We start from the raw sequence: 12,804 nt of genomic DNA on the forward strand, positions 1-12,804 counted from the left end.
GGGGTCTGCAGGAGCAGTTCATACTCGAAGAGGCTGTTGAGGCCTTCGCAACCTGAGAGGCGAACGGGCTCGAGCGCGGGTGCGCCGAGAAAGACAGGAACGGCGGCGCTGCTGATGCTCAGCGTATGGGACATTCTTTTCACTTCCCTGAAAAAGTCGGTTGTCGATCGCCCGTGACAGTGGCGAGAACCCGGCGGCGCGAGGCCCCGACGTTCGCGGGGGAGCATATCTGATCAGATGAGGAGCGATTCCCTTCCTTCTGGAGGAGGGGCGCGAGCTCGAACTCGCGATGCTGGCGACCGGCGCGTCGCTCAACGTCCTCTCTGAAAGGGGGTGGAGAGCGACACGAAGTGCGCGAGCCTGGGGGTGGTCAAAGGTCTTCGTGCAGGCAGAGGATGTTGCCTTCGGTGTCCTCGAACCACGCGGCCTTTTCGGAGCCGAGTACGCACACATGCTCGACGGTCTTCAGCCCGGGCAGGTCGTAGTCGGCGAAGCGCACGCCACGCTGTTCCAGCGCACGCACGGCCTCCCCGATACGGTCCACACGGAAACTCAGCGCCGTGTGCTCGGCCTTGGTGCCTTCTGGCTTCGGGAACAGGGCGAGCTCGGTCCCGCCGCACTGGTAGATGAATTTGCCATCGGGCTTCGCGCCGAGCGGCTCCAGGCCAAGCGCCTCTTCATAGAAGCGTCGGGCGCGGGGGAGATCCTTCACAGGCAGCATGCAGGTGACGTGGCTGGAGGCAAGTGGGTTCACGACGGTGCTCCGAACAATCCCGACGCTTCCGTTGTAGGCCGTCCGCGGGCGGCCCGCCATGCGCAGGATTGCGTATGCCGCCGTCAGCGCAGCAGGGTGACAGCGAGCCCCGCAGCGCCGCACGCGCCAAGGAGTGGCATCACGCCGACCTTGAAGCGGAACAGCGCCACGGCGGCCGCCACGGCAATGACGGCCGAGACCGCATCGAAGCGTCCTCCGAACCCCTGCGGCCACAGCACGTGGTACGCGAAGAACAGCGCGAGATTCAGGATCACGCCGACAACGGCCGCCGTGATCGCGGACAGCGGCGCGGTGAATCCGAGCTTGCCGTGGGTGGCCTCGACCAATGGTCCGCCGGCAAGGATGAAGACGAACGACGGCAGGAAGGTGAAGAAGGTCACCACCGTCGCCGCGAGCGCGCCGCCAAGGAAGCGTGCGTCCGGCCCGAGCACCTGCTGCAGCCATCCCCCGACGAAGCCGACGAAGGCCACCACCATGATGAGGGGCCCTGGCGTCGTTTCGCCGAGCGCGAGGCCGTCGATCATCTGGGCGCCCGAGAGCCAGTGGTGCTGTTCGACGGCGCCCTGGTAGACGTAGGGCAACACGGCATAAGCGCCGCCGAATGTCAGCAGTGCCGCCTTGGTGAAGAACCAGCCCATCTGCGTCAGCGTGCCCTGCACACCTTGGCTTGCGATCAGGATCGCCATCGGGACTGCCCAAAGTGCGAGGCCGACTGCCAGCAGCTTCGCCAGGCGAGGGCGCGAAAAGCGCGCGTGTGCCGGCGTCGGCGTGTCGTCGTCGATGAGCGAGGGGCCGAAGCTTCTCTGAGCAGGGCCGTTGCCGCCGCCCAGCGCAAACACCCCTGGCGCATGGCGCGCGCCAAAATGGCCGACCAGCGCCGCGGCAAGGACGATGGCCGGAAAGGGCGCGCCGAAGGCAAAGATCGCGATGAAGGCGGCGGCGGCAATGCTCCACATCCACGCGTTCCTCAGGGCGCGCGTGCCGATGCGATGTGCCGCATGCAGCACGAGCGCGGTGACGGCCGGCTTGACGCCGTAGAAGATGCCCGACACCACCGGCACGTCTCCGAATCGAAGGTAGATCCACGACAGGGCGATCAGGACGAAGAGCGAAGGCAGCACGAAGAGCACACCCGCGACGATGCCGCCCCGGGTGCGGTGCATCAACCAGCCGATGTAGGTGGCAAGCTGCTGCGCCTCCGGGCCCGGCAGCAGCATGCAGTAGTTCAGTGCGTGCAGGAAGCGCCGCTCGCTGATCCAGCGCCTGCGCTCGACCAACTCGGTGTGCATGATCGCGATCTGTCCGGCCGGTCCGCCGAAGCTGATGAAGCCCAGCCTGAGCCAGAAACGCAAGGCGTCCTGGAAGCTGACGCTGGCCGGTGGGGCCATCGAATCGGCGAGAGGTTCTGCTTGGACGGTCAAGGCTGGCTCATCGTGGATCGGCGGGGCGAGCACCGCGGATTTCGAGTATGCGCTACGCATAATCCCCGGCCATGGACCGCCTGAAGCAACTCGAATCCTTCGTCGCGATCGCCACGCGCGGCAGCCTCACGGCGGCCGCCAAGGCGGAGGGCGTGGCGCCGGCGATCATCGGCCGGCGGCTGGACGCGCTCGAAGAGCGGCTGGGCGTCAAGCTGCTCCTGCGCACCACGCGCCGCCTCTCGCTCACGCATGAGGGCAGCGCGTTCCTCGAGGATTGCCAGCGCCTGCTGGTCGAGCTGGCGAATGCCGAGGCCAGCGTGAGCGCGGGCGGTGTGAAGGCCAGCGGCCATCTGCGCGTGACCGCTCCGGCAGGCTTCGGCCGGCGGCACGTGGCGCCGCTGGTGCCGCGCTTTCACGAGTTGCATCCCGAAGTCACGATCTCGCTGAACCTGAGCGATCGGCTGGTCGACATGGCGGGCGAGAGCTTCGACTGCGCGGTGCGCGTCGGCGACCTGCCCGACTCGTCGCTAGTGAGCCTGCGGCTGGCCGACAACCGGCGCCGCTGTGTCGCGACGCCGGAGTTCGTCCGCCGGCACGGCGCGCCGCGCCACCCTGGCGAGCTGTCGCGCTTTGCCTGCCTCAGCCTGTCGAGCGATGCCTCGCAGACCCGTGGCTGGGCCTTTCGCGTACCGACTGGCGACGGCGAGCACGAGGTGATTCACCTCAAGCCCACCGGACCGCTCGACTGCTCCGACGGGCAGGTGCTGCACGACTGGTGCCTGGCCGGCCATGGCATCGCCTGGCGCAGCACCTGGGAGGTCGAGGCCGAGATCGACGCCGGCCTGCTGGTGCCGCTGCTCGACGAGTTCGCCGCGCCGCCGAACGGCATCTACGCCGTGTTTCCCCAGCGCAAGCATCTGCCCTTGCGGGTGCGGCTCTGGCTCGATTTCCTGAAGGCTCAGTACGCGCGCCCCGAGTTTTGGGGCGGCACAATCCTTGCGCTCCCGACCACAGAGGAATCTCCACGATGACGCTCGAAGCGATCCTTGCCTATCTGCATCTCCTGGCCATTCTCACGATGGTCGTCTTCGTCGCGAGCGAGGCCGCGCTGTGCCGCGTGGAGTGGCTCAACGCGGCGGTGGTCGAGCGGCTGGCGAAGGTCGACATGGTCTACGGCATCGCCGCGGTCGCGGTGCTCGCCACCGGCGTGGCGCGCACCTGGTGGGGCATGAAGGGCACGGCCTGGTACTGGACGAATCCTCTCTTGCACGTGAAGCTCACGCTCTTCATCATCGTGGGCGTGATCTCGATCTTTCCGACGCTCACCTACTCCCGCTGGCGCAAGGCGCTGCGTTTGAGCGGCTCCCTGCCGGCGGAGGCCGAGATCCGCAAGACGCGGAAGCTGGTGATGATTCAAGCCCACCTGATCGCACTGATACCGCTGGTCGCCGTTTTCCTCGCGCGCGGCTTCGGCGCGAGGAGCTAGCGCTCCCATGCGGCCGGCAATCATCAAGGCGCTGTTTGCCGGCACCATCTTCACCAGCGCCTTCCTGCTCTTTCTCGTCCAGCCGCTGATCGCCAAGCAGATCCTGCCGTGGTTCGGCGGATCGGCGGCGGTGTGGTCGATCTGCATGGTCTTCTTCCAGGTCGTCCTGCTCGCGGGCTACGCATATTCGGACTGGACCACCCGCCGGCTCGGCGCGCGTACACAAGCGCGGCTGCACATCGGCCTGCTGCTGGCGAGCCTGGCCTTCCTGCCGATCGTGACCAGCGCGCGCTGGAAGCCCACCGGCGCCGAAGACCCGACGCTGTGGATCCTCGGGCTGCTGCTCGGAACGATCGGCCTGCCGTATTTCCTGCTGTCGACCACCGGGCCGCTGGTCCAGTCGTGGGTCGCACGCACGCCCTGGGGCGCGCAGGTGTACCGCTACTTCTCGTTGTCCAACTTCGCCTCGCTGGCCTCGCTGCTGAGCTACCCGGTGTTGATCGAGCCGCGCAGCACGGTGGTGCAGCAGGCCTGGGGCTGGTCGCTGGCCTATGGCGTGTTCGCGGCGCTGTGCGCCGGCACCACGCTGTACGTGGCGCGGCACTGGGCAACGCCCGCACGACCGACGGCGAGCAAGACAAGCGTCGACGAGACGCCGACGGCGGCCAGGCCCGGCGTCGGCAATCACCTGATGTGGCTCGCCCTGCCCGCGCTCGGCTCATGGCTGCTGCTCGCCATCACGAACCACATCACGCAGAACGTCGCGGCCATTCCCTTCTTGTGGGTGCTGCCGCTGTCGGTCTACCTGCTGACTTTCGTGCTGACCTTCGAGAGCGATCGCTGGTATCGCCGCGCGGTCTTCGTGCCCCTCGCGGCGGTGATGCTGGCGCTGTGCGCGTTCGGTCTGCAGAACAACCTGGGTACCAATCTGCGGACGGCGCTGCCGATCTACGTCGTCGGCCTGTTCGCGCTCTGCATGTTCCTGCATGGGGAGATGTCACTGCTGCGGCCCGGCAGCGCGTACCTGACGCGCTTCTACCTGATGCTGTCGCTCGGCGGCGCCCTGGGCGGGGTGAGCGTGGGTCTGGTCGCGCCGCATGTGCTGCCCGCGTATTACGAACTCGGCGTCGGCCTCACGCTGTGCGCGCTGATTGCGGCGGTGCTCTGGCGGCAGCGTCGCATCGGCATGGCGGCCTCGCTCGCCTTGGCGGGCGCCTGTGCGTGGTTCCTCGTCCTGCAGGTGGAAGGCGATGCGACGGGCGCGCGACGCATGCAGCGTAACTTCTACGGCACGCTGGTCACGCTCGACATGCTGCGGGGCGATGCGAAGGACCGCGTGCGCCAGATGTACCACGGCTCGGTCAAGCACGGCGAGCAGTACCTGGCGCCCGACCGCCGGCGCGAACCCACCACGTACTACGGGCCCAGCTCCGGCGTCGGACTGGCCATCGCGTCAGCGCCCGTCACATCGCGACGGGTCGGCCTCATCGGCCTGGGAGCAGGCACGCTGGCGACGTACGGCCGTCGCGGCGACGTCTACCGCGTCTACGAGATCAACCCGGAAGTGTTCGATCTGGCCGACAGCGAATTCAGCTTCCTCGCCGACAGCCCCGCCCGCATCGAACGCGTGCTCGGCGACGCACGCCTGGCACTGGAGCGCGAACCGCCGCAGGCCTTCGACGTGCTGGCCGTCGATGCGTTCTCAGGCGATTCGGTCCCGATCCATCTCATCACGAGCGAGGCGATGGACGTCTACCTGCGGCACCTGCGTCCGGAAGGCATCATCGCCTTCCACGTCACCAATCGATTCCTGGCGCTGGCCCCCGTCGTCGAAAAGATCGCCCTCGCCAAGGGCCTTCACGTCGCGCTCATCCACGACGAGCCGACCGCCGAGGGCCTTCGCAACACCGACTGGGTCCTCGTCGCCCGCGACCCAACCAGATTGACCAGCGGCGCCATCAGTCAGGCCAGCACCCGAATCGACCAGATCGCCGGCCTCGAGCCCTGGACCGACGACTACAACAACCTTTTCGGCGTCCTCAAATAGCAATGAGCCGGCGCCAGCCCGGCGCGTCTGTGAAACACCGCGGAACCGGCTCCGCCGGGCCGCAGGTGTTGCCCCCGGCAGGGGGTAGGCGGCTACACGAAGTGAGCAAGCCTGGGGGCGAGCCCAGAAACATCGCGGAACCGGCTCCGCCGGGCCGCAGGTGTTGCCCCCGGTAGGGGGTGGGCGGCTACACGAAGTGAGCAAGCCTGGGGGCGAGCTATGCTGCCTCGCACTTCTTCATGAAGCTGTTCTTGGCGGCACCCGCCAACGGCTTGCCGTTCTTGTCGATCGCTTTCGAGGCGCAGGTAGGTGCCGCGGCAGCCTTGGCGTCCTTCTCGCACTTCTTGACGAAGCTGTTCTTGGCCGCGCCATTCAGCTTCTTGTCCGCGGCCTGCGCGTCACAGGTGGATTGCGCGTGTGCGGCGCCGAACGACAGGGAGGCGCCCAGAGCCAGGAGGGAAAGGAGCTTTTTCATGTTGGATGAATCCTTGAGGAAGGGTTGTGACCGGTTTTCCCCGCCCCGGGGCTGTCCCTCTAACGGCCGACCTTCCCTGTTGGATGACGATGGTTGGGGCTGACGGTTTTGCCCCCGGTAAAATTCGCAAATGCTATTGGTCAAACAGGAGCTGCTCGCGGCGCTCGCGAACACGCTCGAATCCCTCTCGCCCGGCGCCGGCAGCAAAGCCGCTTTCGAGTCGCCCAAGGTCGCGGCGCACGGCGACTTCGCAAGCACCGCGGCGATGCAGCTCGCCAAGCCGCTCCAGCGCAAGCCGCGCGAGCTGGCCGAGGAACTCCGTGCCGCTCTGCAGGCCACACCTGCCTTCGCGCAGTGGGTCGAAGCGGTCGAGATCGCCGGCCCCGGCTTCCTCAATATCCGCCTCAAAACGACCGCCAAGCAACAGGTCGTGCGCGAAGTGCTGGCAGCGGGCGCCGACTTCGGCAAGCAGCCGGCCCGCGACGAGCGCGTGCTGGTCGAGTTCGTCTCCGCCAACCCGACCGGCCCCTTGCACGTCGGCCACGGGCGCCAGGCCGCGCTCGGTGATGCCATCTGCAACCTGCTCGCCACGCAGGGCGACAGCGTCTGGCGCGAGTTCTATTACAACGATGCGGGCGTGCAGATCCAGACGCTCGCGAACAGCACGCAATTGCGCGCCAAGGGCCTCAAGCCGGGCGACGCAGGATGGCCCGAGCAGGCCTACAACGGCGAATACATCGCCGACATCGCCGAGGACTTCAAGGCGAAGAAGACCGTGCGCTCGGACGACCGCGAATACACGGCCAGCGGCGACGTCGACGACATCAACTCGATCCGCCAGTTCGCCGTCGCCTACCTGCGCCACGAGCAGGACCTGGACCTCAAGGCCTTCCAGGTCCGCTTCGACAACTACTACCTCGAGTCCAGCCTCTACACCAGCGGCCGCGTCGACGCGACGGTGCAGAAGCTGATCGACGCCGGCAAGACCTACGAGCAGGACGGCGCGCTGTGGCTGAAGTCGACCGACTATGGCGACGACAAGGACCGCGTCATGCGCAAGGGCGACGGCACCTACACCTACTTCGTGCCCGACGTCGCATACCACATCGCCAAGTGGGAGCGCGGCTTCCACAAGGTGGTCAACATCCAGGGCACCGACCACCACGGCACGATCGCACGCGTTCGCGCGGGCCTGCAGGCGGCCGGTGTCGGCATTCCGGCCGGCTACCCCGACTACGTGCTGCACACGATGGTGCGCGTCATGCGCGGCGGCGAAGAGGTCAAGATCAGCAAGCGCGCCGGCAGCTACGTCACCTTGCGCGACCTCATTGAGTGGACCAGCACCGATGCGGTGCGCTTCTTCCTCCTGAGCCGCAAGCCCGACACCGAATACACCTTCGACATCGACCTGGCGCTCGCGCAGAACAACGACAACCCCGTCTACTACGTGCAGTACGCCCATGCGCGCATCTGCTCGGTGCTGGCGGCCTGGGGCGGCGATGTGGCCACCCTGGCGGACGTCGATCTCTCGCCGGTGCAGAGCGCTGCCTCGCAGGCGCTGTTGCTGCAGCTCGCCAAGTACCCGGCCATGCTGACCGCTGCGGCCAAGGATTTCGCGCCGCACGATGTCACCTTCTACCTGCGCGAACTCGCCGCGAGCTACCACAGCTACTACGACGCAGAGCGCATCCTGGTCGACGAGGAGCCGGTGAAGCTGGCCCGCCTCGCGCTGGTCGCGGCCACCGCGCAGGTGCTGCACAATGGCCTCGCTGTTCTCGGCGTCAGCGCGCCGAAGAAGATGTGATTTCGACCTCCACCATGAAACAAAGACAAAGCGGCAACATCGTCATCGGGTTGATCATCGGTCTGGTGCTCGGGCTCGGCGTGGCGCTCGGCATTGCGGTCTACGTGACCAAAGTGCCGATCCCGTTCATGACCAAGACCCAGCGCGGCGGCGCCGAGCAGGACGAGGCCGAGGCGCGCAAGAACCGCGACTGGGATCCAAATGCACCGCTCGCGGGCAAGTCGGCTGCGCCGGCCCGCGGCGCGGCTCCGGCGCCGACGCCCGCCACGGCCGCGGCGGCGACGCAACCTGCGACCGTCGGTCCGCTCAATCCGCCCTCCGGACCCGTTCCGGTGGTGGTCGCCCCCGGCGCTCGCGGCACCGACACCGCAGCCGCCACGCCGCCGCGCACGGCACGCACCGCGCCCGTTCCGGCCGAGGCCAACGCGACGCCATCGAGCGACCCGCTCGGCGACCTCGCCAGGGCGCGCTCCGGCGCGAGCAGCGGCAGTTCGAGCAGCAGCACCGACCCGTTCATGTACTTCGTGCAGGCTGGCGCCTTTCGCACGTCCGAAGACGCCGAGGCGCAGCGCGCCAAGCTGTCGCTGATGGGCGTGGAAGCCCGCGTGACCGAGCGCGAGCAGGCCGGCCGCACCGTCTATCGCGTGCGCGCAGGTCCGTTCAACAAGAAGGACGATGCCGATCAACTCAAGGAGCGGCTCGACAGCGGCGGCCTCGAATCGGCCCTGGTCCGCGTCCAGCGCTGAACCTTCACCTATCTTTACTTCGCGCCCTCGGGGAACTCCATCCCGAAGCGCGGGCTCTTTCAGCCGACAGGAGAACCTCTTAATGAAACGTCGTGACTTTTCGCTGGCCGCTGCCTCGCTGGGCCTTCTTCCGCTCGTGGCTCCCTTGCACGCCCAGCAACGCCCGCCCAAGGCCGGCACCGACTACATCGTGCTCGGCAAGCCGGCGCCGGTCGACACGCCGGCCGGCAAGGTCGAGGTGGTCGAGTTCTTCTCGTACAACTGCCCGCATTGCGCGGCCTTCGAGCCGCAGCTCGAAGCCTGGGTCAAGAAACTGCCCCCGTACGTCAATTTCAAGCGGATTCCGGTCCCCTTCGTCGGCAACGACACCGAAGCCAAGCAGCGCCTGTACTACACGCTCGAAGCAATGGGCAAGGTCGACGAGTTCCAGCTGAAGATCTTCAATGCGATTCACAAGGAGCGTGTGCCGATGACCGGCGACGCGGCCATCCTCGCGTGGGTCGAAAAGCAGCCGGGCCTCGACGCCAAGAAGTTCGCCGAGCTGTTCAAGTCCTTCTCGGTCTCCGGCAAGGCAAAGCGCGCTGCCCAGCTCACCAGCGACTACCAGGTCGCCGGCGTGCCGGCGCTCGGCGTGGCCGGCCGCTGGTACGTGGACGGCGATACCGCCGGTTCGCTCGACCGTGCCCTGCAGGCCGTCGATTTCCTCATCGGCGAAGCCCACAAGGGTTGAACGCGCCGGGTGGTCCGGCCATCCGTCCGTCCGTACGTGAAGCCCGCTTCGGCGGGCTTTTTTTGTCGGAGCGCGTCCAGACCGAATCCGCCGGCCGCATACAATGCAGAGCAAGTTTCGTGCCTCTATGATCTCGCCACCTTCATCTCCCTTTCGCCAACTCGCCCGTGGACTGCTTCTCGCCTTGACGCTGGCCGGGCTCGCATCGGGCGCGCACGCGGAGAAGGCCGATCGCGCCAAGCCGATGAACATCGAGGCGGACTCGATGCGCTACGACGATCTCAAGCAGACCAGCGTCTTCACGGGCAACGTCGTGGTGACCAAGGGCACGATCGTCATCCGTGGCGACAAGATCGACGTTCGGCAGGATCCCGAGGGCTATCAATACGGCGTCGTGACCGCGGCACCCGGCAAGCTGGCCTATTACAAGCAGAAACGTGACTCGGGTCCTGACGAGTGGATCGAGGGCGAGGGCGAAGTCATCGAATACGACAGCCGTGCCGACAACGTGAAGTTCATCCGCCGCGCGGTGATGCGCCGGCTGATCGGGGCGACACCCAACGACGAGAGCAGCGGACCGCTGATCGTCTACGACCAGAGCAACGACACCTTCTCGGTCAACGGGTCTTCGCTGCCGCCCAACGCCGGCGTGGCGACCCAGCCGGGTGGTCGCGTCAAGGCGATCCTCACCCCCAAGGCCGCGCCGGCTGCACCCGCCGTCGGCGGAAAACCGGCCGCCGCCGCGCCCGCACCCGCCCCCGCACCGGGCACCGGGTTGCGCGCCACCACCACCCTGGGCGGAGAGGCCAAGAAGTGATCGAAACCGCAGGCATGAGCGAGGGCGCAGGCGCGCCGGGCAGCCGCCTCGAGGCGCGCGGGCTCCAGAAGAGCTATGGCAGCCGAAAGGTCGTCAAGGACGTGTCGCTGGGCGTGCAGAAGGGCGAAGTCGTCGGCCTGCTGGGCCCCAACGGCGCCGGCAAGACCACCTCCTTCTACATGATCGTCGGCCTGGTGCGGGCCGATGCCGGCGACATCACCATCGACGGCGAGCCTATCGCGCACATGCCGATCCACCGCCGCGCGCGCATGGGCCTGAGCTACCTTCCCCAGGAGGCATCGATCTTCCGCAAGCTCACGGTCGAGGAGAACGTCCGCGCCGTGCTCGAACTGCAACGCGAGCCCGACGCCAGCGGTCGGCCGGTTTCGCTGTCGAAGCAGCGAATCGAGGAACTCCTCACCGAACTGCTGGCCGACCTGCGGGTGGACCACCTGCGCGATTCGCCCGCCCTGTCCTTGTCCGGCGGCGAGCGTCGCCGGGTCGAAATCGCCCGCGCCCTGGCCACGCAGCCGCGCTTCATCCTGCTCGACGAACCCTTCGCCGGCATCGACCCGATCGCCGTGATCGAGATCCAGCGGATCATCAATTTCCTGAAGGAACGCGGCATCGGCGTGCTGATCACCGACCACAACGTGCGCGAGACGCTGGGCATCTGCGATCACGCTTTCATCATCAGCGACGGGCATGTCCTGGCACAAGGTACGCCGGCCGAGATCGTCGACAACGCCGAGGTGCGACGCGTGTACCTCGGCGAACATTTCCGGATGTGAACATGTTGCTCGCCCCCAGGCTCCGCACTTCGTGCTTCGCCTACCCCCTGCCGGGGGCAGGCCGGCCGCTACGGGCGGCCGGGCGCGGCGGCCTTTTGGGCCAGAGGGTTTCGTTATTTCCATGAAGCAGGGTTTGTCGCTGCGGGTTTCGCAGCATCTCGCTTTGACGCCTCAGCTCCAGCAGTCGATCCGGCTGTTGCAGCTTTCCACGCTTGAGCTGACGCAGGAAGTCGAGCAGATGCTGGACGACAACCCGTTCTTGGAGCGGACGGCCGAAGAGGCTACGCGTGAGGAGTTCGGGCTGGAGACAGCCGATGCGCCTGTTCGCGACGACGACCGGTTTGCCGATGGCGAGGGTGATTTCGCGCCCGGTCCGTCGGCGTCCGCCCCGGAAGTCGCCGTCGCTGCCACCAGCGAAGCCGAAGTCGCCACGGCGGACACGGCCGACGGCGAGCCCGACTGGGAGGGCGACGGCACCATCGACCTCGCGCCCGACGACAGCGAATGGGGCGGCGACGCCCCGGCGCGCGCCAACAACCTCGGCGACGACGAGCGCACGGACGCGGCCGAACTCGCGCGCAGCCAGGAGTCGCTGCAGTCCTTCCTGCACCGGCAGGCACTCGGATTGCGCCTGAGCGAAACCGATCGGGCGGCGCTGCGCTTCCTGATCGAGTCCCTCAACGAGGACGGCTACCTCGAAGACTCGCTGCCCGCCCTGGCGTCGGGCCTCGCGGGCGACGACAACGACCAGTTCGACGACCTCGTGCACCACTTCCAGGTCGCGCTCGGCCTGCTGCAGAGCCTGGAGCCGGCCGGTGTCGGTGCGCGCAGCCTGGGCGAATGCCTGACCATCCAGCTGCGCGCCCTCGCCGACGAGGACGAGAGCGATGACGAGGCGCAGGTGCGCAAGACGGCGATCGCGATCTGCAAGCAGCCGATGGAGCTGCTCGCCCGCCGCGACTTCAAGCGCCTGGCCACGCTGACGCGAAGCAACGAAGAGGAAGTGCGCGCCGCCCTGCAGCTCATCGCCAGGCTGGAGCCCAAGCCGGGGCGCCGCTTCGTTGATGTGGAGCGCAACGTGGTCGTGCCCGACGTGATCGTCACGCGCGTCGGCAATGGCACCAACACCAAGTTCCGCGTGATGCTCAACCCCGAAGTCATGCCGCGCCTGCGCGTGCACGACATCTATGCCGGCGCGCTGAAGCAGCACAAGGGCGAGGGCAGCCAGGCGCTGTCGCAACGCCTGCAGGAGGCACGCTGGTTCATCAAGAACATCCAGCAGCGCTTCGACACCATCCTTCGTGTGTCCAACGCCATCGTCGAGCGGCAGAAGAGCTTCTTTGTGCACGGTGAACTCGCCATGCGCCCGCTGGTGCTGCGCGAGATCGCCGACGAACTCGGGTTGCACGAATCCACCATCAGCCGCGTGACCACCGCCAAGTACATGGCGACGCCTTACGGCACGGTCGAACTCAAGTACTTCTTCGGCTCGGCGCTTGGCACCGAAACGGGCGGCAATGCATCGAGCACCGCCGTGCGCGCACTGATCAAGCAGTTCGTGAGTTCGGAGGACCTGAAGAAACCGCTGTCGGACAGCCAGATCTCCGAGATGCTCAAGGAGCAGGGCATCGAATGCGCGCGGCGTACCGTGGCGAAGTACCGGGAGGCGCTGCGGATCGCGCCGGCCAATTTGCGGAAGGCGCTCTGAGGGC

12 protein-coding genes are annotated in these 12,804 nt (G+C 67.2%); 9 read left to right on the forward strand and 3 right to left on the reverse strand.

Annotated elements, in window-relative coordinates:
* Positions 1 to 370 precede the first annotated feature (370 nt).
* On the reverse strand, positions 371 to 721 hold the full coding sequence (locus ACSFBL_RS29290) for a VOC family protein (RefSeq protein ID WP_435519450.1): 351 nt from the start codon (positions 719 to 721) through the stop codon (positions 371 to 373).
* Positions 722 to 837: 116 nt separating this feature from the next.
* Complete coding sequence (chrA, locus tag ACSFBL_RS29295; RefSeq protein ID WP_435519451.1) at positions 838 to 2,163, reverse strand: chromate efflux transporter; 1,326 nt, start codon at positions 2,161 to 2,163, stop codon at positions 838 to 840.
* Between the two features lie 104 nt (positions 2,164 to 2,267).
* Between chrA and ACSFBL_RS29300 the strand changes: the two genes are divergently transcribed.
* The 3 genes from ACSFBL_RS29300 to ACSFBL_RS29310 are packed head-to-tail and all read left to right on the forward strand — an operon-like array spanning position 2,268 to position 5,729.
* Positions 2,268 to 3,227 (forward strand): LysR family transcriptional regulator, encoded by a 960-nt coding sequence (locus ACSFBL_RS29300; protein ID WP_435519330.1) that lies wholly within the window; start codon positions 2,268 to 2,270, stop codon positions 3,225 to 3,227.
* Positions 3,224 to 3,682 (forward strand): DUF2214 family protein, encoded by a 459-nt coding sequence (locus ACSFBL_RS29305; RefSeq protein WP_435519331.1) that lies wholly within the window; start codon positions 3,224 to 3,226, stop codon positions 3,680 to 3,682. The genes ACSFBL_RS29300 and ACSFBL_RS29305 overlap by 4 nt, the downstream gene beginning before the upstream one ends.
* Positions 3,683 to 3,689: 7 nt before the next feature.
* Positions 3,690 to 5,729, forward strand: coding sequence for a fused MFS/spermidine synthase (locus ACSFBL_RS29310; protein WP_435519332.1), 2,040 nt, complete (start codon positions 3,690 to 3,692; stop codon positions 5,727 to 5,729).
* 217 nt (positions 5,730 to 5,946) lie between these two features.
* On the opposite strand, the gene ACSFBL_RS29315 is transcribed toward ACSFBL_RS29310, so the two are convergent.
* Positions 5,947 to 6,204, reverse strand: coding sequence for a hypothetical protein (locus tag ACSFBL_RS29315; protein ID WP_435519333.1), 258 nt, complete (start codon positions 6,202 to 6,204; stop codon positions 5,947 to 5,949).
* A gap of 130 nt (positions 6,205 to 6,334) precedes the next feature.
* Here ACSFBL_RS29315 and argS point away from each other — a divergent pair, with 130 nt between their 5' ends.
* From argS to ACSFBL_RS29345, 6 genes are all read left to right on the forward strand, one after another.
* Positions 6,335 to 8,008: an arginine--tRNA ligase gene (gene argS, locus ACSFBL_RS29320; protein ID WP_435519334.1), complete on the forward strand. Its 1,674-nt coding sequence runs from the start codon at positions 6,335 to 6,337 to the stop codon at positions 8,006 to 8,008.
* 14 nt (positions 8,009 to 8,022) lie between these two features.
* Positions 8,023 to 8,754 (forward strand): SPOR domain-containing protein, encoded by a 732-nt coding sequence (locus ACSFBL_RS29325; protein ID WP_435519335.1) that lies wholly within the window; start codon positions 8,023 to 8,025, stop codon positions 8,752 to 8,754.
* A gap of 82 nt (positions 8,755 to 8,836) precedes the next feature.
* Positions 8,837 to 9,484 carry a thiol:disulfide interchange protein DsbA/DsbL gene (locus ACSFBL_RS29330; protein WP_435519336.1) on the forward strand — a complete coding sequence of 216 codons (648 nt, stop codon included), beginning with the start codon at positions 8,837 to 8,839 and terminating at the stop codon, positions 9,482 to 9,484.
* Positions 9,485 to 9,611: 127 nt separating this feature from the next.
* Positions 9,612 to 10,301: a lipopolysaccharide transport periplasmic protein LptA gene (gene lptA / locus ACSFBL_RS29335; protein WP_435519337.1), complete on the forward strand. Its 690-nt coding sequence runs from the start codon at positions 9,612 to 9,614 to the stop codon at positions 10,299 to 10,301.
* 14 nt (positions 10,302 to 10,315) lie between these two features.
* Positions 10,316 to 11,092 carry an LPS export ABC transporter ATP-binding protein gene (gene lptB, locus ACSFBL_RS29340; protein WP_435519338.1) on the forward strand — a complete coding sequence of 259 codons (777 nt, stop codon included), beginning with the start codon at positions 10,316 to 10,318 and terminating at the stop codon, positions 11,090 to 11,092.
* A gap of 121 nt (positions 11,093 to 11,213) precedes the next feature.
* Entirely contained in the window at positions 11,214 to 12,800 is a 1,587-nt protein-coding gene (locus ACSFBL_RS29345) for an RNA polymerase factor sigma-54 (protein WP_435519339.1), read from the forward strand.
* Positions 12,801 to 12,804: the final 4 nt, after the last annotated feature.

It is taken from the genome of Variovorax glacialis (assembly GCF_051216375.1).
Taxonomy (GTDB): Bacteria; Pseudomonadota; Gammaproteobacteria; order Burkholderiales; family Burkholderiaceae_C; genus Variovorax.

Excerpts from the sequence above, each read along its gene's own strand:
- ACSFBL_RS29290 (WP_435519450.1), bottom strand. The coding sequence starts at position 721 with ATGCTGCCTGTGAAGGATCTCCCCCGCGCCCGACGCTTCTATGAAGAG.
- chrA (WP_435519451.1), bottom strand. The coding sequence starts at position 2,163 with ATGGCCCCACCGGCCAGCGTCAGCTTCCAGGACGCCTTGCGTTTCTGG.
- ACSFBL_RS29300 (WP_435519330.1), top strand. The coding sequence starts at position 2,268 with ATGGACCGCCTGAAGCAACTCGAATCCTTCGTCGCGATCGCCACGCGC.
- ACSFBL_RS29305 (WP_435519331.1), top strand. The coding sequence starts at position 3,224 with ATGACGCTCGAAGCGATCCTTGCCTATCTGCATCTCCTGGCCATTCTC.
- ACSFBL_RS29310 (WP_435519332.1), top strand. The coding sequence starts at position 3,690 with ATGCGGCCGGCAATCATCAAGGCGCTGTTTGCCGGCACCATCTTCACC.
- ACSFBL_RS29315 (WP_435519333.1), bottom strand. The coding sequence starts at position 6,204 with ATGAAAAAGCTCCTTTCCCTCCTGGCTCTGGGCGCCTCCCTGTCGTTC.
- argS (WP_435519334.1), top strand. The coding sequence starts at position 6,335 with ATGCTATTGGTCAAACAGGAGCTGCTCGCGGCGCTCGCGAACACGCTC.
- ACSFBL_RS29325 (WP_435519335.1), top strand. The coding sequence starts at position 8,023 with ATGAAACAAAGACAAAGCGGCAACATCGTCATCGGGTTGATCATCGGT.
- ACSFBL_RS29330 (WP_435519336.1), top strand. The coding sequence starts at position 8,837 with ATGAAACGTCGTGACTTTTCGCTGGCCGCTGCCTCGCTGGGCCTTCTT.
- lptA (WP_435519337.1), top strand. The coding sequence starts at position 9,612 with ATGATCTCGCCACCTTCATCTCCCTTTCGCCAACTCGCCCGTGGACTG.
- lptB (WP_435519338.1), top strand. The coding sequence starts at position 10,316 with ATGAGCGAGGGCGCAGGCGCGCCGGGCAGCCGCCTCGAGGCGCGCGGG.
- ACSFBL_RS29345 (WP_435519339.1), top strand. The coding sequence starts at position 11,214 with ATGAAGCAGGGTTTGTCGCTGCGGGTTTCGCAGCATCTCGCTTTGACG.